A 24,248-nucleotide genomic window follows, 5' to 3' on the forward strand; every position below is an offset into this window, starting at 1 on the left:
CTGCATACGAACTAATGACACAGAACCGTCCGTCCGCGTACCGGATACCGGTTACGGGTCCTCCCCCGTCGTGTTCTGCGGCGCGGCTGTGCCCACGGGCCGTGCGGGGCGGCGCAGGTGTGTGTCCACGGGCCCGGGGAGCTCGTACCGCCGGGGCTCACGCAGCCGGTGCTCCGAACCATCGCTCCAGCGCGTCCGTCACCGTGTGCTCCGGCTCCTGGTCCTCCGGCTTCCGGGCCACGCCCGGCCGATCGTGGTCGGCGCACCACGCCGTGAACCCGTCCGGACGCACCAGCAGCCCGGACAGGTCCGGGCGGCCGGGGCAGGCCGCCGTCCGGACGTCCACCCGGTCGCTGTAGCCCTCGGCCAGGGCCCGCAGCTTCGGGTCGTCGGCCAGGTCGAGGAGCAGGCCGCGGCCGCCGTGAAGATGGTCCGCAAGCCGGGTGCCGTCGGTGAGTTCCAGGTCGGGTGCGCTGCGGCCGGTCAGCGGATGGCTGCCCGGCAGGTCGTATCGCTGCCGGACGCCGGAGATCTGCTTGACCAGGTACGTGGTGCCGTCGGTGGTGCGGGTCAGGTCGGTGACCACTGCGCGCAGGGCGCGCGCGTGCGACTCCGGCCGCATGAGGGCGATCTGGGCGCGCGTCCAGTCGAGCACCCACGCCCCGGTTGGATGCCGCTCGGCCGTGTACGAGTCGAGGAGGCCTTCCGGCGCCCGGCCGCCCACCACCGCGGCGAGCTTCCAGCCCAGGTTCATGGCGTCCCCGATGCCGAGGTTCAGCCCCTGTCCGCCGAACGGTGAGTGCACGTGGGCCGCGTCGCCCGCGAGCAGAACCCGGCCGGCCCGGTAGTCCGTGGCCTGGCGGCAGTTGTCGGTGAACCGCGTCGCCGTGCGCACCTCGGTGACAGTGACGTCCACGCCGGACACCCGGCGCAGGCTGCCCTGCAGTTCGCCTGCGGTGACGGGCGTCGTGCGGTCGGCGGGCGGCCCGTCGAACTCGACCGTGAGCACGCGGCCGGGCACCGGGCCGTGCACGTACATGCCGGTGTCCGTCGCGGTCCAGCCGCCCCCGAGCCCGTCGGCGCCGTCCAGGCCGGCCATCGCCTGGTAGCCGGTGATCTCCGGCGGCGTCCCCGGGAAGTCGAATCCGGCGAGCTTGCGCACGGTGCTGCGGCCGCCGTCGCAGCCGGCCAGCCAGTCCGCGCGTACGGACTCGGGTGCCGAGCCGTCGGTGGGCGCCAGATGCACGGTCACCCCGTCGTCGTCCTGCTCGAAGCCGGTCAGTTCGACCTGCCGGCGCAGCTCGACGCCGGCCTCCCGGGCGCGGTCCAGGAGCAGCCGCTCCAGCGCGGCCTGCGGCACGAGGCCCACGTCACCGGCCGGACCGGCGTCGGCGAACGCCGGGTCCGCCGCGTCCAGCAGTCCCGCCTCCAGCATGATCCCGGCGAAGTGCCCGGCGAACTTCGGGGGCGGCGGCGTGTTCCCGTCCCCGCCGCGCGCCCGCTGGAACTCCCGGAACCGGTCCATTGCCTGCCGCTGCACCTCCGTCAGCGCGGGCAGCAGTCCTCGCCGGTCGAGGGCTATGGCGGTGGGGGAGTTGATGGCCCCGGCCTTGATCGTCTCGTCCACCTCGGCCAGTCGCTCGACGACCAGCACGCGGGCCACCCCGCCGAGTCGCAGTTCGCAGCCGAGCATCAGCCCGACGGGTCCGGCCCCGGCCACAACCACGTCGTAGTGCGTCATGAGATCCATGGCAGATAACTATAGTCACTATAAAAATATGTTCGCTATAGTTTTTTCGTTACAGTGTCGGCGATGACGAAGGATCGCGAAGGCCAGGAAGCGGAACCGTCCCTGCGTGAGCGCAAGAAGAGGGCGACGCGGCAGCGGATTTCCGACGTGGCGACGGGGCTGTTCGTCGCGCGCGGCTTCGACGAGGTGACCGTCGCGGAGGTCGCGCGTGCCGCGGAGGTCTCCACCATGACGGTCTTCAACTACTTCCCGCGCAAAGAGGACCTCTTCATCGACCGCATCCCCGAGGCGGTCGAACTGTTCACCGAGGCTGTTCGGCGACGGAGGCCGGAGGAGTCCCCGTTGGACGCCCTGCGCCGGCTGGTGCTCGAACTTCTCGATCAGCGTCACCCCCTGTCCGCGGTGGATGACGACTTCCCCGCCTTCTGGCGGATCATCATGGCCTCGCCCGCCCTCTGCGCCCGCGCCCGCGAGGGGGTCGAGGAGGTGGAGGAGGCCCTGGCCCGGACCTTCGTCGAGGCCGCCCCCGGACCCGTCGGGCCGGACTTCGCGGCGGCGCTGACCGTCGCCGCCTATCGCTCGGTCTACCTCACCACCGCCCGCCGCCTGCTCGCCGGGGAGGCGGCGGCGGCGCTGGCGGACGACCACAGGGCGCGGGTGTGCGCGGCGTTCGACGCGCTGGAGGCGGCGCTGGGGTGAGGGTGCCGCCCCCGGGCGGCGTCGCGGCGGGGGAGCCAGGGGCCTTTTCGCCCCGCGGCTGGCGGGCCCGGCGGTTTACGCGTTCGCTACGCCGTTCTCGCTACCGTGCTGTGACCTGCAGAAAAGGCCCTCCCGGCGGGAGGGCCCGACATCGGCTGGGCTGAAGCGCCCCCGGCAGGACTCGAACCTGCGGCCAAGCGCTTAGAAGGCGCCTGCTCTATCCACTGAGCTACGGGGGCCGGGTGGTGGACTCGGTGACCTGGAGCCCTGGGACCCGGGCGGTCCGTGACCTGCCGGGACAAGGATAGGGCTCCGATCGCCTGGACCCGGTTGCTTCACCTGCGTGGCACGATGTGGAGGTTCGGTGAAGCGAAACGATAATCGCAGGTAGGTGCGATTCATGCATAGCTTTTGGCGCCTCACGCCCCGGGTGTTGTGCACTCGTTATGCCTGCGCCCCACTCGTCCCCTCTGTCCTGAGGAGGAACCGCCGCGCAGAGGGGGCTATACGCTTCAAAAAGGCGCCAAAATTGGGCATTCTTCGCATGTGGTGACCTTGGACGTACGGCCTCAGCTCATCGACGCACTTTCCGCCCTGCGCGACCGTGTCGCTGCCGTGCGTCTTCCACTCCCGCTGCCGGGCGCTCCACGCGCCAGGCAGACCCGGATCGAGCTGCTCGCCCAGCTCGACGACTATCTGCTGCCCCGCCTGAAGGATCCCGAGGCACCCCTGCTCGCGGTCATCGGCGGGTCCACCGGCGCCGGCAAGTCGACGCTCGTCAACTCCCTGGTGGGGCGCCGGGTCAGCGAGGCCGGGGTGCTGCGGCCGACCACCCGCACCCCGGTGCTGGTCTGCCATCCGGATGATCATCACTGGTTCGCGGACATCCGGGTGCTCCCGCAGCTGACCCGGGTCTGGCTCTCGCCCGAGGAGTCCGCCAACCCCGGCCAGTGCGACGACCTCGATGGACCCGACGGGAACGCGGCCGAGGAAGGGACCGCGCTCCGCGTCGAGACCGCCGCCGGGCTGCCGCGCGGACTCGCCCTGCTGGACGCCCCCGACATCGACTCGCTCGTCGTGCGCAACCGGGTGCTGGCCGCCGAACTCGTCTGCGCCGCGGACGTCTGGGTGATGGTGACCACCGCCGCCCGGTACGCCGACGCCGTGCCCTGGCACCTGCTGCGCACCGCCAAGGAGTACGACGCCTCGCTCGTCACCGTCCTGGACCGGGTGCCGCACCAGGTGATCGCCGAGGTGTCGCGGCAGTACGGGGCGCTGCTCACCAAGGCCGGTCTCGGCGAGGTGCCCCGCTTCACCATCCCCGAACTGCCCGAGTCGGCGGGCGGCGGCAGCGGGCTGCTGCCCACCACGGCGGTCGCTCCGCTGCGCGCCTGGCTCACCCACCGCGCCCAGGACCCGGCGGCCCGTCAGCAGGCGGTCGGACGTACGGCGGCCGGGGTCATCGACTCACTCGACGTCCGGCTGCCGGCGCTCGCCGGGGCCGTCGCGGCACAGTACGCGGCCGCCGTACGGCTGACCGGGGTGGTCGAGGACGCGTACCGCAAGGAGGGCGCACGGGTCAGGCGGCGGCTGCAGAACGGCGGCGCGCTGGCCGGCGACGCCCGTACCCGGTGGCGCGGCTACCCGCTCTACAGCACCACGGAGGAAGTCCTCGAAGCCCTGGTGGAGAGCCTCGCCGCACTCCTGGAGTGCGCGGTGGCAGCCGCCGACGAACAGATCCGGACGACCTGGCGCCGGGAGCCCGCGGCGGCGGTCTTCGGCTTCGAGACGGTCGGCCGGGAAGAGGGCGGCTGGGGCCCGGCGGAAGACATCCGGGGCCGGATCGCCATGACCGTACGGCGCTGGCGCAGGGTCCTGGAGGAACTGGCCGAGGAGGAGGTGCGCCTCATGGAACGCAACGCCGCGCCCGACGCGGAGACCGTCACCACTCTGCTGGCCGCCGCCCTGCTCGGCGGCCGCCGGGCCCGCAACGCCGGCGAACAGCTGGCCGAACGCATCGGCGCCCAGGGCGCGCTGAGGCTGTGCGACAAGGGCGGGGCACTGCTCACCAGCTATCTCGACCAGGTGCTGGGCGGCGAGCGCGACCGGCGCCTCGCCCCGCTGGACGCACTCGACGTGGCACCCGAGCCGCAGGCCGAACTGATCGCGGCGCTGTCCGTACTGCAGAAGGAGAGGTGGCAGCGATGACTGCCGTCACTGACGAGGGTCCGGGCCGGGGACAAGGACCGCAGCAGGAGCCGGAGCCGGCGTTGGAGCCGGAGTCGGGGCATCGCCCGGACGAGGGGGCGGCCCCCGGCGAGGACCGGGTGAAGGAACGGCCGGGCGACCGCGTGAAGGACCGGTCGGGCGAGCGCGCGAAGGACCGGGCGCAGGACGGGCCCGCGGAACGGGGCAGGCCGGGTGGCGGCTGGGACGACGGCCTCATCGCCCGTCGCGCCGCCGCCGGGGCCGTCCCCCGGGAGACGCCGGAAGCCGCCCCGGACGAGGACGCCCGCCCCCAGGTCGAGGCGTACGTCCCCTCCGGCAGCCCGCTCAGCCCCCGGCTGGACGCACTGCGCGAACTCGTCGGGCTCTCCAGGGCCCGGCTCGACCGGGCCGACCTCGTGGAGGCGGGCCGGGTGCTCGACGAGGCGGCGGCCCGGCAGCGGCTCTCGTCGCGGCACACCGTCGTCGCCATCGCCGGAGCCAGCGGCAGCGGCAAGTCGACGCTCTTCAACTCCCTGGCGGGCGCGCAGATCTCCGAGGCCGGGCTGCGCAGGCCAACCACCGCCTCGCCCATCGCCTGCTCGTGGACGGACGGTGCCGCGGGGCTGCTGGACCGGCTGGCGATCCCGGGGCGGCTCAGGCGCCGCCCGCAGCCGGGCGGCGCGGGGGCCGACGAGGCGCTCCAGGGGCTCGTCCTGGTCGACCTGCCCGACCACGACTCGGCGGCGGCCGGACACCGCGAACAGGTGGACCGGGTACTGGCGCTGGTCGACGCGGTGGTCTGGGTCGTGGACCCGGAGAAGTACGCGGACGCCGCACTGCACGAGCGCTATCTGCGGCCGCTCGCCGGGCACGCGGAGGTCACCTTCGTCGTCCTCAACCAGATCGACCGGCTGCCCGGGGACGCCGCCGACCAGGTCCTGGACGACCTGCGCCGGCTGCTCGACGAGGACGGCATGGCCCTGGGTGAACACGGTGAACCGGGCGCCACCGTCCTGTCCCTGTCCGCGCTCACCGGCGACGGGGTCGGCGAACTGCGCGAACTCCTGGGGCGGTTCGTCCAGGAGCGCTCGGCCGCGACGCGCCGGCTCTCCGCAGATGTGGACGCCGCCGCCGCCAGGCTGCGCCCGGTGTACGTGGCCGAGGGGCGCACCGGGCTGGGGGAGCGGGCCCGGGAGGAGTTCGCCGGCCGGCTCGCGGAGGCCGTCGGCGCCGCCGCGGCGGGCCAGGCGGCGGAGCGCGAATGGCGCCGCAACGCGGGCCGGGCGTGCGGGACGCCGTGGCTGCGCCTGTGGCGCTGGTTCGAGTCCACCAGACAGCCGCGGCTCCTGGACCGGACGGCACTCACCGCACCGCCCGAGGAACAGCTCACCGCACGTCAGCGCGTCGAGCAGGCGGTGCGCACGGTCGCGGACGAGGCCGTGGACGGGCTGCCCGGACCGTGGGCGCAAGCGGTGCGCGAGGCCGCTGTGCACGGGGCGCAGGGGCTGCCCGAGGCCCTTGACGAACTGGCCGAGCGCGCCGGCGCCGCGCCGGTGAAGGGCGCGGAGAACGACAGCGGTGAGCCGGCGGAACCCGGCGCGCGGACCGGGGCGCACCGGGGGCGGGCCGGCACCAGGCCGCCCCGCCCGGCCTGGTGGCCCGCGGCCGTACTGGCGCAGGTGGCGATGACGCTGCTGCAGATCTTCGGCGGCCTCTGGCTGATCGGCCAGATCATCGGCGTGCTCGAACCGGGGCTCCTGACGCCCGCCCTGGTGATGCTGGCGGGGATCGTCGGCGGCCCGCTGGTGGAGTGGTCGTGCGCGGCGGCGGCCCGGGGGCCCGCGCGGCGGTACGGCCAGGAGGCCGAACGCCGGCTGCGCGAGGCGGCGGCCGCCTGCGGCCGGGCCCGGGTGCTCGATCCGGTGTCGGCGGAACTGGTGCGCTATCGAGAGGTGCGGGAGCGCTTTGTGGCGGTGACGGAGTTTTCCACAACGGGCCGTTAGTCCACAGGCGCCCGCAGGAATTCCGCCTCCCCTTCAGCATGGGATCAGTGACCGGACGCAAGGACGCGGTCGCTGAATCCAGTGCGAGGGGGAGGCGGAGTCATGAACGAGACCTTGGTGACGCTGGTGGGCAATGCGGCCACCGGTGTGGAGTTCCGGGAGACCGCGAGCGGCGGAATGGCGCGATTCCGGTTCGCGGTGACGCCGCGGCGGTGGGACCGGGGGAAACAGCTCTGGGCGGACGGGCACACCAGCTTCTACACCGTGTGGGCGTGGCGGACTCTGGCGTCGAATCTGACCGGTTCCGTTTCCGTCGGGGAACCCCTGGTGGTGCACGGCAGGCTGAAGGTGCGTGAGGAGGAACGGGACGGGCAGCGGCGGACATTCGTGGACATCGAGGCGACGGCGGTGGGCCACGATCTGACCAGGGGGACGTCGGCTTTCCGGCGGGTGGTCAGGGCCGAGCCGGGGCTGGTGTCGCGCACGGGCGGCGCGGATGCGGCCGAGCCGGACCGTTGGGCGGTGCGCGAGGCGTCCGGGCGGGACCGGCCGACGCCGCCACCGCCGCGGGAGCGGGGTGAGCAGCCGGGCGAGTCGGACGGGGCGGACCAGCGGGGGGAGCCCGCCGACCAGCCGGATCAGCGGGGCGAACAGGCGAATCGGCCGGATCGGCCTGAACATTCGGGGTGGCAGGCCGATCAACTGGATGAGCTGGACGAGCTGGACCGGACGGATCAGCCGGATCGGGCGAAGGCCCCGGATCGGGTGAAGGGCCCGGACCGGGCGGAGGGCCCGGACCGGGCGGAGCGTCCGGCGGCCGGGCGGCGGGTGGTTCGCCGGAAACGCGGGCCCGAACTCGTCTCCGCACCATGACCGGCCGACGCCGGCCAGGTCCGGCCGACGGCCAACCACCTCTGGCCCAAGCGTTACCGGGGATAACGATTCCGAGTCGGAATGGTTATCCGACGGTATGACGGGGGACTGTGCTTCGCTTCTTACTTAGGATTTCCCAGTACTCACAGTGCACTTGAGTCGGCAGGCGGGACATTCCCCACACGCGCACCAGGCGCGAGGGTCTCGCCCGGAGGGGAATTCTGTGTTTTTTGCTTCTTCAGCGACCGCCTCGTCATCCGTGACGACGGTCAATTCCCGACGGTTCCGGGGCATATCCCGCCTGGCGGCGTCGGTGGTGGCATCCGGTCTGGTCATCGCCGGCACCCTCGCCGGTGCGGGCGGCGCGGCTGCCGACGAGGCGCCGCAGCACCAGGGCGGCGCGAGCGCGGTACTGGACGGGTTGAAGACGTACGACGTCGCGGTGCTGCACGCGGACGGCAAGGACCAGAAGCTGCCGGCGGGACTCTTCGAGATGACCGTTGACGGCGGCGGCAAGCTCAAGACGTACTGCATCGACATTCACAACCCCACCCAGGACCAGGCGAAGTACCTGGAGACCCCCTGGTCCCAGACCTCGCTGGGCGGCAACAAGAACGCGGGCCGGATCCGCTGGATCCTGGAGCACTCCTACCCGCAGGTCGACGACCTCTCGGCACTGGCCGAGGCGGCGGGCACCGGGCCGCTCACCGAGAAGACCGCGGCGGCGGGTACCCAGGTCGCCATCTGGCGCTTCTCGGACAACGCCGACGTCGACGCCTCGGACCGCCAGGCGGAGAAGCTCGCCGACTGGCTGCAGAAGTCCGCGACCGACACGGCGGAGCCCAAGGCATCCCTCTCCCTGGACTCCGCGGCCGTGTCCGGCCGGTCCGGTGAGCTGCTGGGCCCGGTCACCGTCCGCACCAACGCCGGCCAGGTCTCGGTGGCCCCGCCCGCCGACTCCGCCAGCGGCGTCGAGGTCACCGACAAGAAGGGCAAGGCCGTCACCACCGCGGCCAACGGCTCCGAGCTCTACTTCGACGTCCCGTCCGGTGCCACCGACGGTTCGGCCTCGCTGACCGTCCAGGCCACCACCTCCGTGCCGGTCGGCCGGGCCTTCGCCGGGGTGACCAGGAGCCAGACCCAGATCCTGGCCGGCTCCAGCGAGTCCACGGTCTCCGCGAGCGCCACGGCGACCTGGGCCAAGAAGGGCGCGATGCCCGCGCTCACCGCGAAGAAGAACTGCGCCAAGGGCGGCGTGGACGTCACCGCGAGCAACAAGGGCGACGAGGCGTTCACCTTCGAGCTGGCCGGGGCGAAGCACACCGTCGCGGCGGGCAGGTCCGTGACCGTGACCGTGCCGGTCGCCGAGGACCAGGCGTACGACTTCACGATCACCGGAGCGGGCGGGTTCACCAGGACGTTCACCGGCGTGCTGGACTGCGAGACCAGCGGCAGCACCGCGACCACCACCGGCGGCCTCGACACCCAGACCGTCGACCAGCCCAACACGACCACCGCCACCGCGGGCGGCAGCTCCACGGGCGCCGAGGGCAACCTCGCGGAGACCGGAAGCTCCAACGCCACCCCCGTCATCGCGGGAATCGCGATCGGCCTCGTCGTCATCGGCGGCGGCGCGGTCTTCTTCCTCCGCCGGCGCAAGGGACAGGCCCCCGGCGAGTGACGAGCGGTAGGCACACGGTGACGATGTGCTGATGACAGCCCCGGGACGCGGCCGCGTACCGGGGCTGTCGCGTACCGGGGGGCCGGACCGGGCCGTTGCCGGGGCCGGGAAGGTGTGCTCCGCGGGCAGTACTGGTTTCCATCCGGGTGCGGACGTCAGGCAAGATGGATGCATCTGCCCACTCATCGATTGCCGGACGGTTTCTCTTGGCTGAGTACATCTACACGATGCGCAAGACACGCAAGGCGCACGGCGACAAGGTCATCCTTGACGACGTGACGCTGAGCTTCCTGCCCGGCGCGAAGATCGGTGTGGTGGGTCCCAACGGTGCCGGTAAGTCCACGGTGCTGAAGATCATGGCGGGCCTGGAGCAGCCGTCCAACGGTGACGCCTTCCTGTCGCCCGGGTTCAGTGTCGGCATCCTCATGCAGGAGCCCAAGCTCGACGAGTCGAAGACCGTGCTGCAGAACGTGCAGGACGGCGCCGCCGAGATCATGGGCAAGCTGAAGCGGTTCAACGAGGTCGCCGAGGAAATGGCGACCGACTACACCGACGCGCTCATGGACGAGATGGGCAAGCTCCAGGAGGACCTGGACCACGCCAACGCGTGGGACCTGGACGCCCAGCTGGAGCAGGCCATGGACGCCCTGGGCTGCCCGCCCGGCGACTGGCCCGTGGTCAACCTCTCCGGTGGCGAGAAGCGCCGTGTCGCGCTCTGCAAGCTGCTCATCGAGGCGCCGGACCTGCTGCTGCTCGACGAGCCCACCAACCACCTGGACGCCGAGTCGGTGAACTGGCTGGAGCAGCACCTCTCGAAGTACGCGGGCTGCGTCATCGCCGTCACTCACGACCGGTACTTCCTGAACAACGTCGCCGAGTGGATCCTCGAACTCGACCGCGGCCGCGCCATCGCCTACGAGGGCAACTACTCCACGTACCTGGAGAAGAAGGCCACCCGCCTCAAGGTCGAGGGCCGCAAGGACGAGAAGCGGCAGAAGCGGCTCAAGGAAGAGCTGGAGTGGGTCCGCTCCAACGCCAAGGGCCGGCAGACCAAGTCCAAGTCGCGTCTCGCCCGGTACGAGGAGATGGCGGCCGAGGCCGACAAGATGCGGAAGCTGGACTTCGAGGAGATCCAGATCCCGCCGGGCCCGCGGCTCGGTTCCATCGTCGTCAACGTCGAGAACCTCTCGAAGGCCTTCGGCGACAAGGTCCTCATCGACGACCTGTCGTTCACGCTGCCGCGCAACGGCATCGTCGGCATCATCGGTCCGAACGGCGCGGGCAAGACCACGCTGTTCAAGATGATCCAGGGCCTGGAGACACCGGACTCCGGCGCCATCAAGGTCGGCGACACGGTCAAGATCTCCTACGTCGATCAGTCCCGCTCCAACATCGACCCGAAGAAGACCCTCTGGGCCGTCGTGTCGGACGAGCTGGACTACATCAACGTCGGCCAGGTCGAGATGCCCTCGCGGGCGTACGTCTCCGCGTTCGGCTTCAAGGGCCCGGACCAGCAGAAGCCGGCCGGCGTGCTCTCCGGTGGTGAGCGCAACCGCCTCAACCTGGCGCTGACGCTCAAGGAGGGCGGCAACCTGCTGCTCCTCGACGAGCCCACCAACGACCTCGACGTCGAGACCCTCTCCTCGCTGGAGAACGCACTGCTGGAGTTCCCGGGTGCGGCCGTGGTCATCTCCCACGACCGCTGGTTCCTGGACCGCGTCGCCACGCACATCCTGGCGTACGAGGGCGACTCCAAGTGGTACTGGTTCGAGGGCAACTTCGAGTCGTACGAGAAGAACAAGGTCGAGCGCCTCGGTGCGGACGCGGCCCGTCCGCACCGTGCCACGTACAAGAAGCTCACGCGAGGCTGATCGTCTTGGCACGTCACATCTACAGCTGCCCGCTGCGCTGGTCGGACATGGATGCCTTCGGCCACGTCAACAACGTGGTCTTCCTCCGCTACCTGGAGGAGGCGCGCATCGACTTCATGTTCCGGCTGGCGCCGGGGGACGGCTCACCGTCGTTCGCGGGCGGCTCCGTCGTCGCCCGGCACGAGATCGACTACGTCCGGCCGCTGGTCCACCGGCACACACCGGTGACCGTCGAGTCCTGGGTCACGAAGATCGGCGCCGCGTCGCTGACGATCGCCTACGAGATCAAGGACCCCGAGCAGGTCTACGTACGGGCGTCGACCATCGTCGTGCCGTACGACCTGGCCGAGGAACGACCTCGGCGGATCTCCGCCGAGGAGAAGCTCTTCCTCCAGAAGTACCTGGCCGAGGAGCCCGCCGCGGCATGAGCGTGCCCGTTCAGTCGCTGCTGTTCGCCGACGCGAGGGAGGCCGCGGATCTCGCGGCCTTCCTCGGTCGGCTGCTCCACTACGACCGGGCCGCCGCCGTACGCCTCCAGGCGGGCGGCGGGGCGCTCGCCGTGTTCGGCCGGCCCCCGTCGTTCGAGGTCCTGGCGATCCGGGCGGTGCGGCTCGCGGACACCCATGACTTCGACGTCACGGTGTCGGCCGGTGAGCTGCTCGAATCGCTGGACACCGAGGGACCGGACGCCGGCTCGGGGGCACTGCCCCAGCCGGTGACCGGACCCCCGTGGACGGGCGTACTGCCCCCGCGCGGCGGCTGGCGGGAGTGCGACGGCCTGCCGGACCCGGTCGACCTGCGCGCGGCGCTGACCGCCGCGGTGGCGGAGTTCCGGGCGCGCGACGAGGCACTGCCCGAGGACCGGCGTACGCGGGCGGAACGGGACCTCATCGGACGTGACATCTGGTCCCGGACCATCGAAGGCACCGAGCTCCCGCTGCGCGCCGTGCACGCGGCGCAGGCCCTCGGCTTCCTCCGGTCCGCGCCGGACTTCCCCGTCGCGCTGCTCGCGGCGGGATCGTGGCTGCGGCTGCGCACCCCGTTCGGCGCGATCGCCCTGCGGCGTGCGGGTGCGGGGGGCGGCCTGGGGATGCTCGGCGTCTCCGTGGGCGGTTAGGGCCTCTCGTTTGGATCAGGCCGGGTCCGAAGCCCCTCCGGCCGTTATATCCGGGTCCGCATCCCGTGCGGCCGCTGTGTCCGGGCGCGGGCTGTCCGGCCAGACGCCGATGTGGTCCTGTTCCAGCTCCAGCAGCACGCGGTGCTCCATGCCCAGCGACTCCGTGTAGTCCGCGGGCAGTTGCAGCCGGCCCGCCCGGTCGAGCATCGCGTACTCGCGTGCCACCTGGGACTCCTGGCCCGTCGCCGCGTCGACCTCGGTGCGGCGCAGCACCTCGAACGAGGTGCGGCCGTCACGGATGGCGACCGTGCGGCGGACCTCGTTCGCGACCGCCTGGTCGTGCGTGACGATGACGATCGTCGTGCCCAGCTCCTCGTTGGCGCGGCGGAAGGCCGCGAAGACCTGCTCGCCGGTGGCCGAGTCCAGCTCACCGGTCGGCTCGTCCGCGAGCAGCACCGAGGGGGAGTTGGCCAGCGAGACCGCGATCGCCACCCGCTGCTGCTGACCGCCCGACATCTGCTGCGGTCGCCGGTCGCGGCAGTCCGCCACCTCCAGCATCGCGAGCAACGACTCGGCGCGCGCGGCCCGTTCACGATTGCGCCCACCGCCGCGCAGTTGCATCGGCAGCGTGACGTTCTGGATCGCCGTCAGATAGGGCAGGAGATTGCGGGCGGTCTGCTGCCAGACGAACCCGACGACGTCCCGCCGGTAGCGCAGCCGCTCCTTCTGCCCCATCGACAGCAGATCGCAGCCCGCCACCTTCGCCGCTCCGGCCGTGGGCACGTCAAGGCCCGCCAGGATGTTCATCAGCGTCGACTTGCCGCTCCCGGAGGCGCCGACCAGCGCCAGCAACTCACCCTCGTTTACCAGCAGATCGAGACCCTGCAGGGCCTGCACCTCCACCCCGTCCGTGGTGAAGATGCGCACCAGCCGGTCGCAGGAGATCAGCGCGTCGTGCCCGTAGGAGGGCCGGTCGCGGCGTGCGGCGGCCCGCTGTTCGAGCTCCGCCAGTGTGGAATCGGTCGACGGCGTCGTCATCGGGAGTCTCCTGCCCTGAGTTCGGTGATCGAGCCGCGACGGCCGGTCCACCAGGCCTGTACACCGGCCACCGCGGCGGTGAGGACAATCACGCCGATCGCCGGCAGGACCATGGACCACGGATCCGCCCGCAGCGGTGCCTCGTCGAGCGGACCGGAGCCCGCGGCGGCCCCGAGTGCGAGGTGCGCCAGATCGACGCCGGGTGCCAGCAGCGCGATGGTGGCCCGGCCGACGAGCAGGCCGCCCGCGGCGGCCAGCAGCGCCTGCGGCATGGCCTCGTAGCCCAGCAGGCGTCCGCCCTGCCGGGTGCCGATGCCCATGGTGCGCAGCCGCGCCAGCAGCGTGGTGCGCTCGGGTGCGGTCCGGAGCAGCGAGAGGAGCACGGCGAGCAGGGCGTAGCCCGCGCCGGCCACGATCGCAGCCGTGTAGATCCGCTCGGCGCCCACCTGCATGGGGGTGTCCACATAGGCGGCGCGCGCCTCGGAGCGCAGCCGCACGGTGAGGTCCTTGCCCGCGTGGTGGGCCGCTGCGCGCAGCGCCTTCGCGTCCAGCCGGTCGCCGGTGAGCAGCAGCGAGGTGGTCTGCCGGTGGGTGAGGGCGGCGGCGTCGACGACCATGAAGGAGGTATCGGTGACGGCGGGCGTGTGCGCCACCGTGCCCGCCACCCGGACCTTGAAGTCCCCGGCCATCGACTGGAGATCGCGCGGCCGGTCCCCGAGCCGCTGGGCGACGGACGGCGAGACGAGGACGGGCAGCACCCGGTCCCTGGAGGGCATCGTGCCCTTCGGCGTCTTCGGACCGGTGTACGTCAGCCGGTCGGCGGAGAAGGCACCGATTCCGGTGGACCGTGCCAGCCGGGCGTAGGTGACCGGGTCGACGCCGATCAGGGTGGTGCCCTGCGCGTCCTCGAAGCCGTGCTCGGGCGGCGGCAGCGAGACGCCGTACTCGATCTGCACGCGCGCCACCTCCCGTACGCCGTCCGCCCCGGACACCGTCCGCACCAGGCCGTCCGACAGCGGCGCGGAGTCGGCCCGGCCGCTGATCCGGGCGTCGGCGCCGGTCGCGAGGACCGCCGCGGTGTCCCGGGCGGCCGCGACCCCCGCGAGGACCGAGCCGCCGAACGCCGCCGTCGTCAGCGCGACCAGCAACGCGAGCAGCGGCAGCGTCCCGGCGGCCGAGGAGCGCCCGGCACGGGCCAGTGCCAGGAAGCCGATGGCGCCGCGCAGCCGCGCCACGGAGCGCAGCGCGAACCGCAGCGGCAGCGGGTAGAGCCGGACGAGGACCAGAGCCGCGATCAGCGCGACCAGCACGGGGGCCGCGCTGACCAGGAGGTCGGTGCCGCCTTCGGCGCCCGTACCGCGCCGGCGCAGGGCGACGACCGCGCCGACGGCCAGCACCAGCAGGGTGAGTTCGGCGACGGTGCGCCGCCGGGAGGGCCGGACGCTCACCAGGTCCTCGCGGCCGCCGTGCAGCCTCGGTCTGCGGTGCAGCAGAACGGTACGGACCGGAAGCGCGGCACAGAGCAGCGCGCCGACCGCAGCCGCGCCGACGGCCGAGGGCCACAGCCGGCCCCCGCCGGTCACCAGCACCGCGAGCAGCAGGCCGAGCGCGGCGGCGGGCACGGCCGTCACCGCGGTCTCGGCGAGCAGCCGGCCCCCGATGGACCGCAGCGAGCCGCCGCGGGCCCGGAGCAGGGCGAGTTCGTCGTGGCGGCGGCCGGCGATCAGCCCGCCCGTCATCAGCAGCACGATGGCGGCGACGGCCCCGATACCGACGGCGGCGACGGTGACGACGGGGCGGATCGCCTGCCGCATCCCCTCGTACGCGCTCACGATCTCGTCGAGGTCGGTCGTCACCGTCGCGGTGGCACCGGCCGAGTCGCGCACCTTCAGCAGCCCGGGGCCGCCCTCCAGGGAGGCCACGGACGAGCGGAGCCGGTCCACGTCCAGGGTGGTCAGCCGCGATACGTCCGGCATGATCCGCCAGTACGCCTCCGGCTGGCCGGTCGTCGCGAGCAGTGCCGGCGCCGCGTCCGGGGGCAGCAGCAGCGCCGCCGTCCAGTAGTAGCGCGGCTCGGTCTTGGTCGGCTTGGCGACCAGTGACGGGGTGCGCAGCAGTTGTTCGGCCGACCAGTAGGCGGCCCCGGGGCGCAGCGGGCGGACGATGCCGGTGATCCGTACCGTGAACCGCCCGCCCCTGGCGGTCGGGACGGAGACGGCCGAGCCGACCTTGAAGCGCAGCGCCTTCGCGGTCTCCTCGGTGACCGCCGCCTCGACCTCGTCGGTGGCGGCGGTGACCTGGCCGCGGACGGCCGGCCACCTGCCGGCGCGCAGGGTGGCGTGGTCGGGCAACGCCGACTGCGTCGTGTACGTCAGCTCCGGGTCGATGCCGTACGGGCGGGGGAACCAGGGCTCCTGCGCGGGGATCGGCTTCGTCGTCCGGAGGCCGTACGCGGACTGGGCGGTGTCCGCCCGCAGCGGGCCGGGCAGCCCGGCCAGCAGGGTCCGGTGCACGGAGCCCACCGACGCGTCCCGCACCGCCTTCTCGCGCGCCGCCTCGGGCACCTGGAGGCCCGGCGGCTGACTGCTGACCTCAAGGATGCTGCGCCTGGGGGAGGCGGCGCCGAGATCGTGGCGCAGCCCCTCGCCCTCGTACCGGTCGACGGCGCGCGGGAACGCGGCGGCCAGGAACGCCGTCAGCAGCACCAGCAGCCCGAGCGCGCAGGCAGCCCCCGGGGCAGTGCGCAGCCGGGTCCGTACCCAGGGCGCGCAGGCGGCCGTCGTGCGGAAGAACATCGAACGCGTGCTCATGTCAGTTGTCCCCCTGGTGGCGCAGCGAGATGGCCGGGTCGGTGCGCCGGAGCGCGAGGACCGCGACGATCAGCAGCGGCAGGGCGGCGAAGGCGGCGAGCAGCACCGCGATCTGTCCGGCGGGCAGTTGCACCGATACGGCGGGTACGGGCCGGGCGGCCTGTCCGGTCAGCACGATGAGCGGCACCACCGCCCGGGTCAGTACGGCCCCCAGGATCGCGCCCACCAGCAGCCCGATGGCGATCAGCACCCCCTGCTCGGCGGCGATCATGCGGGCCAGCCGCCGGCGCGGCGCCCCCAGCGCGCGCAGGACGGCGAACTCCGCGGAGCGCTCGCGCCGCGAGCCGACCGCCGTCACGGCGAAGCCGACCCCGGCAAGCGCCGCCGCGACGACCGCCACCGCGAGCAGTGCGGACTGCGGGCCCGCCCCCAGCGGATCGCTCACCAGCTCGTCCGCGACCTCGTCCCGGACCTGCACCTGCGCCGGATCGGTGTCGGGGCGGGCGCGGAGCGCGGCCGCGACCTCGCCGCTGCGGCCGGGAGCGGTGCTCAGCCACCACTCGGTGGCGGTGAGCACGGCGTTGGGGCGTTGCGCGAAGATCCCGCTGACGGCCCTGAGGTCGAGCAGCAGGGCGCCGCCGTCCCGGGCCGCCCGCGCCTGCCCGGAGGACAACGAGGTGGAGGACAGCGAGGCGGTGGAGCCGGGGCCGGTCGTCGGGAGCGCGTGGACGGTCCGCACGATCTTCACCCGGACCGTCTCACCGGACAGCGTCACGTCCACGCTCTGGCCGGTCCTCGCACCGGAAGCCTTCAGATAGGCGTCCGTGGCCACCCCGTTCAGCGTGGCCGCCGGGGGCCGCGCCGCGGTGATCCGCACGGAGCCGGTCGGGTAGTCGAGGGTGAGCGGATTCCCGGACGAGGCGGTGGGGTGCAGGGCGGGGCCCGGCTCGACCTGCCCGGACGAGTCGGCGCTCTGGGCCGCCTGCCAGCGGAATCCGCCGGGCACCGGGACCGGCCGCTCGGCGCCGCTCCCGGTCACGGTCCGCAGCCCGCTCACGGTCAGCCGGTGCGACTCGCCCCGCCCGACCGGCTGGGTGCTGTCCAGCTCGAACCCGGTCACCGCCAGTCCGCCGGCCGGGTCCACCTTCAGCGAGAGCGGACGCGCCTTCCCGTCCACCGGCACGGAACCGGCGACCACCCGGTACGGGATGCCGTAGCGGTCCTCCAGCAGCACGGTGACCACCTGGCTCATCCCGGAGGGCGAGCGGCCAGCGGTTTTGGCCCCGGACGCTATGCGCAGGTCCAGGCGGAGCAGGGTGCTGCCGGGCGGCAGCGGCAGCCCCGCCCGTGCGGTGCGGGGCGGTGCGAGGGAGTCGAACAGCCGGCCCCGGGCCCCGTCGGCGAGGTCCCCGCGCATCAGCATCCGCTCGTCGGCGTGCGCGGTGTCCAGGGCCAGCACCTCGGCCGTGCGGCCGCCGGAGAGCTCCACCGTCGTGCGGAACGCGGGCGCCGCATCCCGTACCCCCGCCAGCCGCGCGTACGCGCCCGAGCGCGCCGGGTCCGCGTTGACGCCGCCCAGCATCCGGACCGGGGCGCCGGACCTGAAGTCCGCCTGGTCCTGCTGCGAGCGGTCCCACGAGGCGCTCTGGCCGATCGCCAGCATGCCCATCGCGACCGACAGCACCAGCAGCAGTACCGGACCGGCGCCGCGCAGCGGCCGGCGGCTGAACTGCCAGCCGGCCAGCGCCGTGACCAGCCCCCGGCCACCCGCCGCCCGGCGCTCCGCGAGCCTGGCCGCGGGCGGCAGCAGCCGCAGCGTCACCACGGTGCCCGCGAGCAGCGCGAGGGCGGGCGCCACGACCAGCAGCGGATCGATGCCGAGGCCGCCCGCGCGGTCGCCGCTGAGCGCGCCGCTGCCCGCGCCCCCGGTCTGCCGGTCGAGCTGCCAGTACGCCACCCCCGCGACCGCGAGGAGCCCGAGGTCCGCCCCCGCGCGCACCGGCGCGGGCAGCGCGGCGGCGCGGGTGGAGCGGCGTCCGCCGGCGCTCGCGGCGAGCGCGGGCGCCACCACGGCGAGCGCGCAGGCCAGCGCGGTCACGGCGGCCACCAGCCACACGGTGCCGGTGGCGGTCCCGCCGAGCCGGAGCCCGATCCGGGACAACTCCCCCCGGTCGGCCAGCAGCCGGGTCAGCGGTTCGCTGAGCAGCGGGGCGAGGACGGCGGCGGGCAGCGCCAGCAGCAGCGCCTCGATCGCGGCGAGTGAGGTGATCCGGCCACGCGATCCGCCGCGCGCACGCAGCAGTTCGGTCTCGCCGCCGCGCTCACTGCTCAGCAGCCGGGCCACCAGCAGCAGCGTGTAGCCGGCCAGCAGCACCAGCTGCACGGCCACGATCATCAGGGTCGAGCGGGAGACGAGCAGCCCCCGGTCGATCTGGTCGAGAACGGTGGGCAGCTGCGTCCGGGCGCTCGCCCCGTTCTTGAACTCGGGGGCGGCCAGCAACTGCTTGGGCCCCTCGGTCGCCGCCCGGCGCAGTGCGGCCATCCGGTCCGTGGTGAGGGCGCGGAAGTCGGCCGAGGCCAGATAGGAGACCTCGCCGGAACTGGTCCGGCCGGAGCCGAGCACCGCGGGGTCGGTGAGCAGCGGCCCGTACGTCGTGAAGACGACCCTGCGGACGCCGCGCCCGCCGGCCGCGTCCAGCTGCCAGTACGGATCGGCCTGGTCCGAGGCCTCGTAGAGACCGGTGATCAGGATCTTCTCGTGCTTGTCGCTCAGCCGGTCGGTGAGCGTCAGCCGGGCGCCCGGCTCCAGCCCGAGGGCCTCGGCGGCGGTGCCCGGCAGCGCGACCTGGACCGGGTCGCCGGGCTTCCCCGCCCCGGCCTCGGGCATCCGGCCGTCGGTGAGCCGGATGCGGCTGCGGTCGAGCGAGGCGAAGTGGGTGAGGTCGGGGTCGCCGCGGCGGGCGGCCGGGGTCTGCAGCTCGCGCGGCAGCGCGTACGGCCCCGACGCCTCCAGCTTCCGCACGGTCACCGGGAGCCCGTCGAACGTGGTGCGGGCGGCCTTGTGCGCCGAGGCGTCGGCGGCGTCCCGCTGCTCGGGCGCGACCTGGGCCGATATGAGGAGCGAGGCGTCGGCGGCGGACCGGTGGGTGAGGGTGTGGCGCAGTGCGGCGTCGCCGATGGAGCCGGAGAAGGCGGTGAGCGCGGCCAGGACCGAGGTGGTGAGCAGCACGGCCAGCACTGCCGCCGCGAGCAGGAGCCGGTGCGCCCTCACCCGCAGAAGAACGAACCCCGTCACCCTGTCCCACCCTCATCTCATGAAACACGCCCCCCGGCGTTGCATGGATGCTTTCAGAGTGGACCTGTCGCGGTATACCGCCCATGGCCACACCTTGATGGGATCGTGACCGTTATCCGGCGGCGGAGTACCGGATTCCGCACATGTCCGACGCCTTCCGACCGGATTCAGCCCTCGGTGTTCACCATCGAGGCGGCCGCGTAGGTGAGGTAGTCCCACAGCTGACGCTCGTGTTCCGGGGCCAGTCCGAGCTCGTCGAGCGCCACCCGCATATGGCTCAGCCAGGCGTCGTGCGCGGCCCGGTCCACCCGGAACGGCACGTGCCGCATCCGCAGCCGGGGATGTCCGCGCTGGTCACTGTAGGTGCGCGGGCCACCCCAGTACTGGATCAGGAACAGCGTGAACCGCTCCTCGGCCGGGCCGAGATCCTCCTCCGGGTACATCGGCCGCAGCAGCGGGTCCCCGGCCACACCCTCGTAGAAGCGGTGGACCAGGCGCCGGAAGGTCTCCTCGCCGCCGACCAGCTCGTAGAAGGTCAGCTCCTGCACCGTGTCGCGCGGGTTCTCAGTCACCTGTCCATCGTCGCAGACGCTCCGGCGGGAAACAGGGCCCCGGGTGGGTCCGAGTGATCAAGCCGGCCGGGAACAGGGGTGCGCGGCCGGCGAGGGATGTCCCGCACCGGCCCGCGCACCGCGCAGGAGCCGTCAGCCCCGGCGGATCGTGATCGTCGTCCACGCCCCGACGTGCACCTGGTCGCCGTCCTGGAGCGGAACGGGGACGTAGGGCTGGATCGGGTCCTCGGCGCCGTTGAGCGTGGTGCCGTTGGTGGAGTTCTGGTCGACCACGGCCCAGCTGCTGTCCGGCTGCTGCACCAGCACCGCGTGCTGGTGCGAGACGCCCGGGTCCTCCGGGGGCACGGACAGGTCGATGTCGGGTGACTCGCCCGTGCTGTGCCGGCGGCGGCCGATGGTGATCTGGCTGCCGGTCAGCGGAAGGTGCTGCTCCGGGGAGTACGCGGGCAGGTTGAGCCCGGTGGCCTCGGGGCCGCTGCGCTGCATCATCGCCAGGAAGTAGTCACGGTCCGGAGCGACGACCGCCGCCCAGCTCGTGGACGCCTGTCCGTGACCGGGTCCCTGGCTCTGGCCCTGGTTCGGTCCCTGACCCGGTCCCGGGTCCTGGCCCGTGCCGGGGCCCTGGTTCTGCCCGGGGTAGGACTGCTGCTGCATCGGCGGCTGCGGGGCCTGGGGCTGCGCGGGCGGCGACAGCAGCCAGTCGTCGTTGCCGGGCTGCGCGGTCTGCGGCTGCGGCGGGGCCGGCGGACCGGACTGCTCGAAGACCGGGGGAGCCGTCTGCTGGAACGGGGGCGCGGCACTCTGCTGCTGGAACGACGGCGGCGGGGGCGAGCCCTGCGACGAACCCTGCTGCTGGGCGTGCTGCTGCCCCTGCGGGAACCCCTGCTGGCCCTGCGGAAAGCCCTGCTGACCTTGCGGGAAGCCCGGCCGGCCCTGCGGATCGGGCTGGCCCTGCGGGAACCCCGGCCGGCCCTGCTGCGGATCCTGCTGGCCCTGCTGGAACGGCGGGGGCGGCGGTGGGCCCTGCTGTTCGTGCTGTCCCGGGAACGGCGGCAGCCCAGGTCCGGGCTGGCCGTGCTGGCCCGGCCCCGAGGAGAGCGGCTCGGCCGGCCGGTTCACCTGCGAGGGGCGCGAACCCTGGTACTCGAACGGATCGCGGGGCTGCGGCGCTCCGGGCGGCGGCTGCTGGGCCGGGAAGCCCGGCTGCGGGCCGGGGCCGCCGGGACCCGCCGGTCCGCTCGGGCCGCCGTGCTGCGGGGCGAGCGGGGTGTACGAGGTCGCGGTGTTCGTGAGGAAGTTCCAGCGGCATTCCTCGCAGAACGGCGCCATGGCCTCTCGCGGGGTGCGGCACTGGGGGCAGATCTCGGCCTGGGCGGTCGCGTCCGGGCCGGGGCTCGGCGGGTAGCCGTAACCGGGCGCGGGCGGCGGGGGAGGCGGCGGCGGAACAGCGGCCCCGGCCACGCGATGGCCGCAGACCTCGCACCAGTCCTCGGAACCCGACTGATGTCCGTTCGGGCAGGTCGGCATGTCGGCGCTTCCCCCTCTCCTCGTCCGGCCCAGGGGGCCGTCATTTTCTTGCGTCGCCGCCCGGCGGACAGGTCCGGCCGGGCGGCTCATCAGTGCGGATACATGGTTACTTCTTGACGCGGACGGTCTTCGTGGAGCGCGTTTCGAGTGTCATCTCGTCCGCTTCCGCGACCTTCGCCTTCAGTCGCACAGTACCTGTCGCCGCGTCGACGACGTCTACCACCTTCGAAAGCAGTTTCGCAGTGTCCGCGTTCCCGGACGCCGACGCCAACTGCACCGCGCGGCCCAGTTTGGCCGTCGCGCCGTCGAAGTCTCCCGACTTGCGGGCATCGAGCCCCTGCTGGATGACTTGTGCCAGTTCCGCCTGGCCCGTGTAGTGCGCGACCTGCGGATTGATCGAGGTCGAGGCCACCATGTCGTCCGTCCACACCGCCCGTACCAGACCCTGCGAAAGGGTCTGGGGCGCGCCTCCCGACGGGTCGGGGAGGATCAGTGAGACCCGGGCCGCCAGCATCTCCTGGCCGATACCGGCCTGCGGTACCTGCACGCACACGTGGTAGTCGCGGGACTCGTCGCCCCAGGAGCCGGTGGGGTAGTCACCGGCGCGCGGACCCGCCTCGGTGCGGCGGCCGGTCAGATCCGCGACCGCCGGCGCGACCTGCTTCACGAACTTGATCTCCACGCCGACCGGGGTCCAGAGCCGCAGCGCGACGTCCGCGACCTCCTTGCCCATCGCGTTCTCCATCATCTGTGTGAAGTCCGCGGCCAGCCCCGTGGGATCGGCGACGATGTCGGCGGTGCCGAGCAGCGCCGAGGCGATCGCTGTGACTTCTTTCACTTCCCAGTCGGTGCCGACACCGCGGGCGTCGCAGGTGAAACGGCCCGCACAGGCGTCGAGCGCGGCCCGTAGATCCTCCGGTGCCTCGTGCTCGTTGCGCCCGTCGGTCAGCAGGATGCCGTGCCGGATGCTGACCTCCGCGGCGCCCAGCAGCCGGTCGGCCAGCCGCAGCCACGTCCCGATCGCCGTACCGCCGCCCGCGCTCAGCCGGCGCAGGGCCTCCTTCGCCTGGGCCCTGGTCTGCGGACCGGCCGTGGCGAGCCGCCCGTTGCCCGGGTAGACCTCCCTGGCGACGTGGGTGCCGCCGATCACGGCGAAGGAGGTGCCGTCGCGCAGGGTGTCGATGGCCGCCGCCGTCGCGTCGCGGGCGTTGCGCATCTTCGTGGGCGGGTAGTCCATCGAACCCGAGCAGTCCACCATGATCACCACAGCGGCGTTCGGCGCCTGTCCCGGCAGGTGCGAGGACGAGTGGGCGGCGCCCGTCAGCGGGACCCCGCCCGTCGTGCCGCCGCCGGTCGAGGTGACGGTGATGATGGCGTTGACCTCGCGGCCGCCCTCGGGCAGATATTCGTTCTGGTACACCTCGACGGAGAACTGCGGCACGTTCGACTTGGAGAAGTTGGCCATCTGATCGGCTCCTTGAGGCTCCATGTGTCAGATGAAGACAGATTTATGGACAGAGTCATCGGAGATGCGAGGCGCGTGGGGCCGGGGCGGCGGGTCTCAAACGCCGCTCGGGGCGGATCCTGCCCCTTGCGCCGGTACGGCGAACGGCAGCAGCGCCACTGTTACGTTGTCGTGGCCCCCGCCGTCCAGCGCGTGACCGACCAGTACCTGGGCGCCGTGCAGCGGCCGTTCGTACGCATCCGCCGGCACCGCGGCGGACATCTCGGCCGCGGACTCGGCGTAGTTCCACAGGCCGTCCGTGCAGATCACCGCGACGCCCGGCCGGTCCGGCTTGAACGAGGCGGTGTGCGGCTCCAGTTCGTAGGAGTCGGCGCCCAGCCAGCCCGTGATGGCGTGGGCCCGCTCGTCGGCGTACGCCTCCGCCTCGTTCATCAGGCCCGCCGCGACCATCTGCGCGGCCCAGGAATCGTCCTCGGTGAGCCGGGCCGGCGGGCTGCTCCGGTCCTCGGGCACCCAGTAGACCCGGCTGTCACCGACCCAGCCGACGATCAGCAGCCCGTTGGCCATGATCGCGCCGACCAGGGTGCACGCCGGGGCGTTCTGGTGGCGGTGCGGATCGCGCTCCGCGCCCTTGCCGGGCTCCTGGGCAAGCCGGTTGACCGACTCGGAGGCCGCCACGATCGCCTCGTGCATCGCCTGCTGGGGATGTGTTCCGCGCGGCAGCGACTCCAGCAGTGACTCGTTGGCCGCGGCCGTCGCGGCGGCGGACGCCTCGTCGGGCCGGCTGGCCGACGAAACCCCGTCGCAGACGATCGCCACCACGGCCGGGGTGCCGTCGGGCAGCGCGGCCGTGGAGATCGCGAACGAGTCCTCGTTGCGGTGGTGGCGCAGCCCGCGGTCGGTGACCGCGGCCACCGAGCCGAGCTCCTGCTCCATGTGATCGCGCTCGCGGGGCTGGGCGTGGCCGCAGTTCTCGCAGTAGCCGTCGAGGTCGACACGGCCGGCCCGGCAGGCCACGCACACCTTGCCGCCGGCCGCCGGGGCCGGGGCGGACTCCGCGACGGCCCGGGGGTCGGGCGCCACGTCCCCGGCAGCCGTCGGCGCCGCCAGCTCGAAGTCGCCGGAGGCGGCCGGCGAGGGCGCGGGGCCGGGTCCGGGGGCGGGGGCCGCAGGGGCGAGCACCGCGGTGCCCATGGCGATCGTCGGGTGATCCCGCGGCGGCTCGGGCACGGCCGACAGGTCGTACCCGCACGCACCGCAGAACAGATCCCCCGGCTCCAGCGGCTCCTGGCAGCCGGGGCACCTCGACAAGGCAGTCTCCTGGTCGTTCTGCGACATC

Annotated in this window: 15 protein-coding genes, 1 tRNA gene and 1 pseudogene; 8 read left to right on the plus strand and 9 right to left on the minus strand. The window is 73.1% G+C overall.

Annotated features, from left to right (window positions below; translation table 11 throughout):
• Positions 1-157: 157 nt before the first annotated feature.
• Positions 158-1,741 (minus strand): FAD-dependent monooxygenase, encoded by a 1,584-nt coding sequence (locus ACGFU6_RS14480; RefSeq protein WP_393611191.1) that lies wholly within the window; start codon positions 1,739-1,741, stop codon positions 158-160.
• A gap of 72 nt (positions 1,742-1,813) precedes the next feature.
• Between ACGFU6_RS14480 and ACGFU6_RS14485 the strand changes: the two genes are divergently transcribed.
• On the plus strand, positions 1,814-2,449 hold the full coding sequence (locus ACGFU6_RS14485) for a TetR/AcrR family transcriptional regulator (RefSeq protein ID WP_393610855.1): 636 nt from the start codon (positions 1,814-1,816) through the stop codon (positions 2,447-2,449).
• Between the two features lie 166 nt (positions 2,450-2,615).
• On the opposite strand, the gene ACGFU6_RS14490 is transcribed toward ACGFU6_RS14485, so the two are convergent.
• Positions 2,616-2,688: transfer RNA gene (locus tag ACGFU6_RS14490), tRNA-Arg, on the minus strand.
• 316 nt (positions 2,689-3,004) lie between these two features.
• On the opposite strand from ACGFU6_RS14490, the gene ACGFU6_RS14495 reads away from it, so the two are divergent.
• The 7 genes and pseudogenes from ACGFU6_RS14495 to ACGFU6_RS14525 all read left to right on the plus strand — a co-directional run bounded on the left by ACGFU6_RS14495 (position 3,005) and on the right by ACGFU6_RS14525 (position 12,202).
• Positions 3,005-4,657 carry a dynamin family protein gene (locus tag ACGFU6_RS14495; RefSeq protein ID WP_393611193.1) on the plus strand — a complete coding sequence of 551 codons (1,653 nt, stop codon included), beginning with the start codon at positions 3,005-3,007 and terminating at the stop codon, positions 4,655-4,657.
• Positions 4,654-6,660: a GTPase gene (locus ACGFU6_RS14500; RefSeq protein ID WP_393610857.1), complete on the plus strand. Its 2,007-nt coding sequence runs from the start codon at positions 4,654-4,656 to the stop codon at positions 6,658-6,660. Before ACGFU6_RS14495 ends, ACGFU6_RS14500 begins: the two co-directional genes overlap by 4 nt.
• A 102-nt stretch (positions 6,661-6,762) precedes the next feature.
• Positions 6,763-7,241 (plus strand): annotated as a pseudogene (locus ACGFU6_RS14505) (single-stranded DNA-binding protein).
• A gap of 515 nt (positions 7,242-7,756) precedes the next feature.
• Complete coding sequence (locus ACGFU6_RS14510; protein ID WP_393610859.1) at positions 7,757-9,214, plus strand: Cys-Gln thioester bond-forming surface protein; 1,458 nt, start codon at positions 7,757-7,759, stop codon at positions 9,212-9,214.
• A gap of 206 nt (positions 9,215-9,420) precedes the next feature.
• Entirely contained in the window at positions 9,421-11,085 is a 1,665-nt protein-coding gene (gene ettA / locus ACGFU6_RS14515; protein ID WP_393610861.1) for an energy-dependent translational throttle protein EttA, read from the plus strand.
• 5 nt (positions 11,086-11,090) lie between these two features.
• On the plus strand, positions 11,091-11,513 hold the full coding sequence (locus ACGFU6_RS14520; protein ID WP_158072267.1) for a thioesterase family protein: 423 nt from the start codon (positions 11,091-11,093) through the stop codon (positions 11,511-11,513).
• Positions 11,510-12,202, plus strand: a complete 693-nt coding sequence (locus ACGFU6_RS14525; RefSeq protein ID WP_393610863.1) for a hypothetical protein — start codon at positions 11,510-11,512, stop codon at positions 12,200-12,202. The genes ACGFU6_RS14520 and ACGFU6_RS14525 overlap by 4 nt, the downstream gene beginning before the upstream one ends.
• 15 nt (positions 12,203-12,217) lie before the next feature.
• Here the strand turns inward: ACGFU6_RS14525 and ACGFU6_RS14530 are convergent, their stop codons facing one another.
• The 7 genes from ACGFU6_RS14530 to ACGFU6_RS14560 form a co-directional block, all read right to left on the minus strand.
• A complete protein-coding gene (locus tag ACGFU6_RS14530; RefSeq protein WP_393610865.1) occupies positions 12,218-13,240 on the minus strand; it encodes an ABC transporter ATP-binding protein in 1,023 nt (340 codons plus the stop codon).
• Positions 13,237-16,050 (minus strand): ABC transporter permease, encoded by a 2,814-nt coding sequence (locus tag ACGFU6_RS14535; RefSeq protein WP_393610867.1) that lies wholly within the window; start codon positions 16,048-16,050, stop codon positions 13,237-13,239. The genes ACGFU6_RS14530 and ACGFU6_RS14535 overlap by 4 nt, the downstream gene beginning before the upstream one ends.
• Before the next feature lies 1 nt (position 16,051).
• Complete coding sequence (locus ACGFU6_RS14540) at positions 16,052-19,345, minus strand: FtsX-like permease family protein (protein WP_393610869.1); 3,294 nt, start codon at positions 19,343-19,345, stop codon at positions 16,052-16,054.
• Between the two features lie 167 nt (positions 19,346-19,512).
• Positions 19,513-19,917, minus strand: coding sequence for a globin (locus ACGFU6_RS14545; RefSeq protein ID WP_073738979.1), 405 nt, complete (start codon positions 19,915-19,917; stop codon positions 19,513-19,515).
• Positions 19,918-20,049: 132 nt separating this feature from the next.
• Positions 20,050-21,444, minus strand: coding sequence for an FHA domain-containing protein (locus ACGFU6_RS14550; protein ID WP_393610871.1), 1,395 nt, complete (start codon positions 21,442-21,444; stop codon positions 20,050-20,052).
• Positions 21,445-21,550: 106 nt separating this feature from the next.
• Complete coding sequence (locus ACGFU6_RS14555) at positions 21,551-22,909, minus strand: VWA domain-containing protein (protein WP_393610873.1); 1,359 nt, start codon at positions 22,907-22,909, stop codon at positions 21,551-21,553.
• 96 nt (positions 22,910-23,005) lie between these two features.
• Positions 23,006-24,247, minus strand: coding sequence for a PP2C family serine/threonine-protein phosphatase (locus ACGFU6_RS14560; RefSeq protein ID WP_393610875.1), 1,242 nt, complete (start codon positions 24,245-24,247; stop codon positions 23,006-23,008).
• Position 24,248 lies beyond the last annotated feature (1 nt).

Origin of the sequence: Streptomyces sp. NPDC048462 (assembly GCF_043200175.1) — a bacterium.
In the GTDB taxonomy this organism is placed as follows: domain Bacteria; phylum Actinomycetota; class Actinomycetes; order Streptomycetales; family Streptomycetaceae; genus Streptomyces.

What these genes read in the sequence shown, in the direction of transcription:
- ACGFU6_RS14535 (WP_393610867.1), bottom strand. Translation starts at nt 16,050, where the DNA reads ATGAGCACGCGTTCGATGTTCTTCCGCACGACGGCCGCCTGCGCGCCC.
- ACGFU6_RS14485 (WP_393610855.1), top strand. Translation starts at nt 1,814, where the DNA reads ATGACGAAGGATCGCGAAGGCCAGGAAGCGGAACCGTCCCTGCGTGAG.
- ACGFU6_RS14560 (WP_393610875.1), bottom strand. Translation starts at nt 24,247, where the DNA reads ATGTCGCAGAACGACCAGGAGACTGCCTTGTCGAGGTGCCCCGGCTGC.
- ACGFU6_RS14525 (WP_393610863.1), top strand. Translation starts at nt 11,510, where the DNA reads ATGAGCGTGCCCGTTCAGTCGCTGCTGTTCGCCGACGCGAGGGAGGCC.
- ACGFU6_RS14480 (WP_393611191.1), bottom strand. Translation starts at nt 1,741, where the DNA reads ATGACGCACTACGACGTGGTTGTGGCCGGGGCCGGACCCGTCGGGCTG.
- ACGFU6_RS14500 (WP_393610857.1), top strand. Translation starts at nt 4,654, where the DNA reads ATGACTGCCGTCACTGACGAGGGTCCGGGCCGGGGACAAGGACCGCAG.
- ACGFU6_RS14550 (WP_393610871.1), bottom strand. Translation starts at nt 21,444, where the DNA reads ATGCCGACCTGCCCGAACGGACATCAGTCGGGTTCCGAGGACTGGTGC.
- ACGFU6_RS14555 (WP_393610873.1), bottom strand. Translation starts at nt 22,909, where the DNA reads ATGGCCAACTTCTCCAAGTCGAACGTGCCGCAGTTCTCCGTCGAGGTG.
- ACGFU6_RS14530 (WP_393610865.1), bottom strand. Translation starts at nt 13,240, where the DNA reads ATGACGACGCCGTCGACCGATTCCACACTGGCGGAGCTCGAACAGCGG.